This is a genomic window from Yersinia rohdei ATCC 43380, assembly GCF_000173775.1.
GTDB lineage: Bacteria > Pseudomonadota > Gammaproteobacteria > Enterobacterales > Enterobacteriaceae > Yersinia > Yersinia rohdei.
Genome location: NZ_ACCD01000063.1, coordinates 1 through 6,890, shown reverse-complemented (window position 1 = coordinate 6,890; position 6,890 = coordinate 1). Strand labels below are relative to the sequence as shown.

Genomic DNA, 6,890 nt, shown 5'->3' with positions numbered 1-6,890 from the left:
GTTATTGGCAAAAATAGCTGCTGATTAAAATCATATACCGCTTTCGGGCGGTATTTTTTCCTCCGTAGTTTATTCCACGGCCTTCCGCTGTAGGGAAGTGTTGTTTCCGCTATATTAATTAATTCGTTATATATCAATGCTTTAAAATTGGCACGCAAATTGCTTATATCATTGTTGTAAAACGAAAATCATACCAGGAGTAACAGTATGCTTAATTTTGATCCTGATCAAATGGGGCAGGGTGCAGCCGGTCTCTTATTCGCGGGGCGGCTTAATAGATTAAAGGGACAGCATTCACAATTTAAGAGTGAACAGGATTCGTTAAACAAAATACAAAGTGGTTTAAATGATTTTCGTACCGCACTAAGCGGCATTAATAAAAAAGATGAGGGGATTTTAAAACTTAAAACCAACACCAGTGATGAAAAAATTGCCACTGTGACTGCCAATCATAAAGCGGTTAAAGGCAGTTACGATCTGTTTGTCACTCAGTTGGCAAGTTCTCATCAGTTAGCATTGAAAGACCTTAATGACGCTGCGGTGTCCAGCGCCACTGGCGCTTTTGAGCTGGAGATTGACGGTAAAACGATAAACATTGATACCAGTGGATTGAGCAGTGTTGCTGAACTGGCGGAGGCGATTAATAAAAACAAAGATAACCAGGGCAGTGACAAAAAAGAATTAGTGACGGCTTCATTGATTCGCACTGGGGGGGAGGTGGTGCTGACCATAAGTAGCAATAAAAGTGGCGCGGCCAATGCAATTACTATTCCGAACGGCGCGGCAACTATTTTTACTGGCGCATCGGAAGTTGAATTATCCGCTGCTGCGGATGCCAAGGTTTCGCTGGGGAATGAGAACAGCGGTATTGAAATCACTCACCCGAGCAATACATTGGATACTGTGGTAGACGGCGTCACTATTAATTTAGTGAAAGTGCAAAAAACCGGCGATACCCCGCTACATATAGATGTTGAGATGGATACCTCTGCTACACAAGAGCAAGTTAAGAAATTTGTTGATGCATTTAATAGCGTTAAAAAGCTGGTAACGCCAGTACGCACTAAAGCGGACGAGGGTAAAGATAATACAGGGAAGCCATCTTATAGCAGGAATTCCAACGAAGGAATTAGTGCGTTAAGCAGTGCGCTTAATAGCTTGGTTCGTCAGTCTGTTAATGGCAAACGAATTCTGGATTATGGGATTAAAACCAACCGCGATGGTGGTCTGGAAATAGACAGCAAAAAATTTGAGCAGGCAATAAAAGCCGATCCTAAAGGATTGCAGGATTTATTAAACGGTGATGCTGGGTTATTGAACAAGCTGGATAGCGCGATTGAGCCTTATATCAATAAAAGCAATGGGTTGATTAAAGGCCGCACTGAGTCGTTAGAGCGTAGAACAACCAGTATCCGCGATCAGCTTGATAGGCTGGAGAAGCAATATGAGCAAAAAATTATTTTTTACACAGTGAAGTTTACAACGATAAAAAATACTGCAGATAAAATGAAAGCAAATATGAAGTCATGGGGTTTTACCACATAGTAGAGCAGGAATAAATTATGTATAGCAATCAGGAGCGCAGTTCTTATCAAGGAGCTGATATTGCGATTCAGGCAGCGGCGGCGACACCGCATCAATTAGTGTTGATGCTGTTTGATGGTTTACAAGATGAGCTGGTTCGGGCCAAAAGTCATATTGTTGCTAAACGTTATGAGCACAAGGCGAAAAGCATTAATAAGTGCATTGATATCCTTAATGCACTGACCAGCTCATTGGACTTTGATCGTGGTGGTGAACTGGTCGTCAATATTAGCAAGATTTACGACTTCTGCGTTTACCGACTCTACGATGCCAGTAATCAGTTATCGGTTGATTTTGTTACTGAAGTAGAGCAAATCCTCGCCACATTACGCAGTGGCTGGGAAGCTATCAAGGATACTGAATGAGCGGGTTAGCATTAATTGAGCAACTAAACTCAGACCTGTCTGATGTGGCGGAACAGCGCAACTGGGATCGTATGCCAATGATTAATAGTCATATTGATAAACTGGTGGCGTTTTTACGACAACAGTATTCAGTACCGCCAGCGGTTGAGCAGGCCATGCAACAATTACAGAGTCGTTATCAGTTGGTTTATCAGGAAGCTTTGTTGCACCAAATGCAATTAAAAGAAAGCATAGCGCAATTGCGACAAGATCAACCCGGTGTTGCTGCCTATGCGGCGATGGCGATTAGCGCCTATCAAGATATGGCACAGGAAGAGGGCCGGCGGTGATTACATTAAGCAATTTTGCTCAAGCTACCAGCCAGTTGGCATCAGAGTCAGGCCCGGAAAATACCCCGATTGCCGATAATGCCCAGGCCACAGGAGTAGGTAACTTAGCGGCTTTTGATGAGGTGCTTTCGCAAGTTTGGGAACCTCATCAGCCAATCTCGTTACGGCCCTCGGTGGTGATGGACTTGATTGCACAAATTGATGGCAATAATGCAGGGCAAGGCGCTGCTGTGGCTCTGTCCATGGATGAACAGAACCAGCAGTTGCTTGATGGATTACTGCATGTTCAGGGGCAAAACCCATCAGTGCCAAGTTCGCAGCCAATGACTGTCGTGCCTTTCCTGGCCCCGGTGGTGGAGGAAGAGCATAACTTGATGGCGCAATCTGCCCATAAGGTAGCGCCCAAGGAATCCTCATCATTGCTGGGGTTATTGAAATCTATTGGCCCACGGTTGGATATCACCCCGCCAGTGACGGCGGGTGAAACTGGCTTAGTGGCCCGCGTTGTTCCTGAAGGGCTGAGTGCCGTAATTCCACAGGCGGTGAATACTCTCGCCGGGGGTAATGTAGCAAATAGCCATCAGGAGGTCGCCGCCCCACGGCTGGAGAGCCAATTAACGTTGGCAAAAAACCAGCCGGAATGGCAGCAACAGTTACGGACGGCCTTGGGTGAGCGGCTGCAATTGCAAGTCGAGAGTAAAGTGCAGCATGCCACTATTCGTCTTGACCCGCCGGATATGGGCAAAATTGATATCTCAGTGCATATGGAAGGGGGAAAACTTCAAGTTCATATCAATGCAAGTCAGGCCGATGTTTATCGGGCACTACAGCAAAGTAGTGCTGAGTTACGACAGACATTAACCGGGCAAAACAGTGCCACTGTTGAGGTGCAGGTATCGGCGAATAACTCGCAGCAACAGCAGCAAAAACAGCAAAATAAACAGTCGCATGCCGATATTCTGGCTGCGCGCCATATTGAGACTCAAGCAGAGATGAGCGCCGATGACGGTACGCTCTTAACAACCGTATAAAGGATTATTAATGAACACCAAGAAAAAAACACTTTCAATGAAAGTGTGGGGAATCCTATTGTTTATTGTACTCGCGGCGATAGCGGCAATTTACCATAAGACTATTTTGGCTAAATTAAAAAGTGAACCTGTTGTTGTCAGTAAATCTTTTATACGAGGAAATAAAGCAGTTCAGTTTGTTGAAATTAAGAACATGATTATCACCCTGAAAGATAATAAATCTGAACGTTATCTACAGTTGGAATTAGGTGTTGCAACCGGTGATGATAATGATGTTAAAAAAGTTATTGCGATGGTGCCGGTTATTCAATCAGCGACAGTTAACTTGCTGTCAAATATGGATTATCAAGCAGTTCGGAGTATTTCCATTGCTGATCTGCGTCGCCAATTGATGAGCGAATATAAAATTGATTTTGAAAATTTAAATTCGCCAATGCCATTTGATGATGTGGTAATTAGCCGAATGGTCTTCCAGTAACAACAATGGCGATAATGAATATTAACGATAATTTAGCGCTAACACCGGTAGAAGAAAGCCAATATCTGACCGCGTATTTACCACTGGTAAAACGTATTGTCAGACAACTTTCATTCCAGGTGAATAGTGTTATCGACAGGGAGGATATGCAGCAAATTGCACTGATGGGGTTATTAGAGGCATTACGCCGCTATGGTCACCCTGACGTGCAGTTTGCTGCCTATGCTGTTCATCGAATCCGTGGTGCGGTGCTGGATCAACTGCGTGAGCATGACTGGCGGCCACGTAGATTAAGGCAGAAAACGCATAAAATTAATGAAGCTATTCGCGCGATAATGCGCAAATTGGGTCATGAACCGAGTTTTGAGGAAATTACTGCAGAGCTAAAACTGACGGCAGAAGAATATCAAGAATATTTATTATTGGAGAGTGCCAGTGCAATGGAAAGCCTGGACGATATTCTGTCATTAGAAACGCCAACCGATGCGCTACAAAGCCGGAATTTAGAAGACAGTATTATTGTTGAAGATAATCTTAATCAGGCCATCGCCTCATTGGAAGAGCGCGAGCAAATGATTTTGCATCTTTATTATCAGAAAGAAATGAGCATGAAAGAAATTGCTGAAGTATTAGATCTTACTGAAGCACGAATTTGTCAACTGAATAAAAAAATCGTACAAAAAATTAAATCATTTTTTAAAAAAATAGAGGGTGTTATGCAGAAGTTATTTGGCCTTGTGGTCATTATGGTATGTGTGATTGGTGGTTATCTTATGTCAGGCGGAATAATGTCTTCCTTTTGGCAACCAGGGGAAATAATTATTATATTAGGTTCTGGCGTGGGTGCCATGATATTGGCAAACCCGAGTTATGTACTAAAAGAAATGTGGCACCAAATTATTGCGATTACTCGTAAGAGTGAATATACCTCTGAATTTCAGCAGCAATTATTGATGCTGCTTTATGAATTATTAGAAATGGTAGATGAAGGCGGATTGAAACGTCTGGATCAGCATATTGAAATCCCTGCTAATAGCCCGCTATTTCAGCGCTATCCCCTTGTGTTACAAGACCATCATCTGGTGACGTTTATCTCAGATAATTTCCGCTTAATGGCGATGGGGAAAATCAACCAACATGAGCTGGAGGGGATCTTAGAGCAGGAATTATCCGCAGTAGAAGAAGAGCTGCTGGTGCCTTCGCGCTCCTTCCATCGCACCGCAGAAGCCATGCCCGGTTTTGGTATTTGTGCCGCTGTGCTGGGTATTATTATCACTATGCAATCCATTGATGGCTCGATTGCGCTGATTGGCGTCAAAGTTGCTGCGGCATTGATCGGGACTTTCCTTGGCGTATTTATCTGTTATTGCTTGATGGACCCACTGGCTAATGCCATGGAACAGGCGATGAAAAAGAAACTGGCTTTCTTTGAATGTGTGCGCATGGTGCTGGTGAATCATGTCGCGGGTAAACCTTCATTACTGGCAGTTGATGCTGGCCGCAAAATGTTGCCGCTAGACAGTAAACCTACGTTCGCCACACTGGATTCCTGGATTAACAAGCTGACGACGGTAGGCGCGTAATGAGAAGTAATGCCAGAGGCGGGCAAACCACCATAATCAAACGCGCGGCCAGAAAAAAACATGAAGGCGGGCATTCCGGTGCATGGAAAGTGGCATTTGCCGACTTTACGCTCGCAATGATGGCGTTGTTTATGGTGCTGTGGATTGTCGGGGTGGTTTCAGAAGAAGAGCGGCAAGAAATTGTGGCGCAACTGAACGGGAAAAGCATTTTTGCCGAGCAATCCTTTATTTCAATTCCGTCCAAAAGCAAGAGTGGCGGCGGCAAGTTCTCTGACAGTATTGATGGTCATGAGCAAGCTAAAGAAACCAAAAGTAATCTGGCGATAGAGGTGCCAGAACCAGAGCAATCTTTGGAAGAGGTGGTGGACAGATCCGGTAAGGAAATGGAAGAGTTATCGCGCATTATCATGCAAATCACTTCCGCTTATGACGCCCAATCCAACCTGCAAATAGAAGTGATTCCTCAGGGGCTGCGGATTTTGATTCAGGATGATAAACAGCGGGATATGTTCCAGCGTAGCAGTGCCGTTTTGACCCCATTCTTCACCCGGTTACTGGCTGAACTGGCACCCGCTTTTAATGAAATGGACAATAAAATCATTATTACCGGGCACACTGATGCTTCCCGTTATCGTGACCAAGAGCGCTATAACAACTGGAATTTGTCAGGTGAAAGGGCGTCAATGGCGCACAGAGCACTGGTAAAAGGCGGGCTGGAAGAAGGGCGAGTGTTGCAAGTCAATGCAATGGCAGACCAAATGCTACTGGACACGGCTGATCCATTAGCGGCAAAAAACCGCCGTATTGAGATTATGGTGTTAACGAAAATCGCTTCCGACACCTTATATCAGTTCTTTGGCAACCATGGAGAAAATGTAGTGAAGTCGGCCGCAAACAAAGCCGAATAATTGCATTTTTAGTTTCGCCGTCCAACCTGCCCTCGAGCACCCTCCGGTTGGACGGCATTTTTCAATGTCTGCAGTTAGGTGAATCTATAGCAGGCATGATAGCCACCACACATCTACATTATAAATGTGTGGCGATCAAAATTAGCGCGGAGTAACAGTGACAGTGCTGCCATGAGTGGCGATAGTAACGCGTTGACCCGCATGGAACTGGGTAACCCCCTGGGCTTGAACCACCAAGAATGTAGTGCCATTATCCCGACGAACTTCCAGTTCAACACCGCTACTGCGGTTCATCATGCTCTGAACTTGTTGACCCACAACCCCGCCAGCAACCGCCCCAGCAGCAGTACCAAGACGACGGCCAGTACCACCACCAATAGTGTTCCCCAAGAACCCGCCAACAACCGCCCCGCCGACGGCACCAGCAATATTATTACCATCGCCCCCCTGAATAGTAACCGGGCGAACAGAAACCAAAGTACCGTAAGTAACCGTCTGGGCTTGACCAGCCTGAGAGCTGCTAAAAGTATCACCCGAAAGGGTATTATTATTAGCGCAGCCACTGAGTGTGGCGATGGCGAGAGCGGTAATGATGAGTGTTTTTTTCATAAA

The 6,890-nt window shown here is 45.1% G+C and carries 8 protein-coding genes and 1 pseudogene; 8 read left to right on the top strand and 1 reads right to left on the bottom strand.

Going from position 1 to position 6,890, the window contains the following annotated elements; genetic code table 11:
* Positions 1–207 precede the first annotated feature (207 nt).
* The 8 genes and pseudogenes from fliD to lafU all read left to right on the top strand — a co-directional run bounded on the left by fliD (position 208) and on the right by lafU (position 6,278).
* Entirely contained in the window at positions 208–1,545 is a 1,338-nt protein-coding gene (fliD, locus tag YROHD0001_RS0119085) for a flagellar filament capping protein FliD (RefSeq protein ID WP_004716926.1), read from the top strand.
* A gap of 17 nt (positions 1,546–1,562) precedes the next feature.
* A complete protein-coding gene (gene fliS / locus YROHD0001_RS00175; protein WP_004716925.1) occupies positions 1,563–1,949 on the top strand; it encodes a flagellar export chaperone FliS in 387 nt (128 codons plus the stop codon).
* Positions 1,946–2,278: a hypothetical protein gene (locus YROHD0001_RS00180; RefSeq protein ID WP_032818557.1), complete on the top strand. Its 333-nt coding sequence runs from the start codon at positions 1,946–1,948 to the stop codon at positions 2,276–2,278. Before fliS ends, YROHD0001_RS00180 begins: the two co-directional genes overlap by 4 nt.
* Positions 2,275–3,309, top strand: a complete 1,035-nt coding sequence (locus YROHD0001_RS00185) for a flagellar hook-length control protein FliK (protein ID WP_032818555.1) — start codon at positions 2,275–2,277, stop codon at positions 3,307–3,309. Before YROHD0001_RS00180 ends, YROHD0001_RS00185 begins: the two co-directional genes overlap by 4 nt.
* Before the next feature lie 10 nt (positions 3,310–3,319).
* Positions 3,320–3,787 carry a flagellar basal body-associated FliL family protein gene (locus YROHD0001_RS00190; RefSeq protein WP_004716922.1) on the top strand — a complete coding sequence of 156 codons (468 nt, stop codon included), beginning with the start codon at positions 3,320–3,322 and terminating at the stop codon, positions 3,785–3,787.
* Positions 3,788–3,801: 14 nt separating this feature from the next.
* A pseudogene (locus tag YROHD0001_RS19930) lies at positions 3,802–4,485 on the top strand (FliA/WhiG family RNA polymerase sigma factor); the annotation flags it as partial.
* An 18-nt stretch (positions 4,486–4,503) separates the two neighbouring features.
* Positions 4,504–5,370, top strand: coding sequence for a flagellar motor stator protein MotA (motA, locus tag YROHD0001_RS0119080; protein ID WP_032818559.1), 867 nt, complete (start codon positions 4,504–4,506; stop codon positions 5,368–5,370).
* Positions 5,370–6,278 carry a putative lateral flagellar export/assembly protein LafU gene (gene lafU, locus YROHD0001_RS0119075; protein ID WP_032818553.1) on the top strand — a complete coding sequence of 303 codons (909 nt, stop codon included), beginning with the start codon at positions 5,370–5,372 and terminating at the stop codon, positions 6,276–6,278. The genes motA and lafU overlap by 1 nt, the downstream gene beginning before the upstream one ends.
* Positions 6,279–6,419: 141 nt before the next feature.
* Here lafU and YROHD0001_RS00195 read toward each other — a convergent pair whose 3' ends face one another.
* Complete coding sequence (locus tag YROHD0001_RS00195) at positions 6,420–6,887, bottom strand: outer membrane lipoprotein (RefSeq protein WP_004716920.1); 468 nt, start codon at positions 6,885–6,887, stop codon at positions 6,420–6,422.
* Positions 6,888–6,890: the final 3 nt, after the last annotated feature.

Coding starts and splice junctions, on each gene's coding strand:
- YROHD0001_RS00190 (WP_004716922.1), top strand. CDS start 3,320: ATGAACACCAAGAAAAAAACACTTTCAATGAAAGTGTGGGGAATCCTA.
- fliS (WP_004716925.1), top strand. CDS start 1,563: ATGTATAGCAATCAGGAGCGCAGTTCTTATCAAGGAGCTGATATTGCG.
- lafU (WP_032818553.1), top strand. CDS start 5,370: ATGAGAAGTAATGCCAGAGGCGGGCAAACCACCATAATCAAACGCGCG.
- fliD (WP_004716926.1), top strand. CDS start 208: ATGCTTAATTTTGATCCTGATCAAATGGGGCAGGGTGCAGCCGGTCTC.
- YROHD0001_RS00195 (WP_004716920.1), bottom strand. CDS start 6,887: ATGAAAAAAACACTCATCATTACCGCTCTCGCCATCGCCACACTCAGT.
- YROHD0001_RS00180 (WP_032818557.1), top strand. CDS start 1,946: ATGAGCGGGTTAGCATTAATTGAGCAACTAAACTCAGACCTGTCTGAT.
- motA (WP_032818559.1), top strand. CDS start 4,504: ATGCAGAAGTTATTTGGCCTTGTGGTCATTATGGTATGTGTGATTGGT.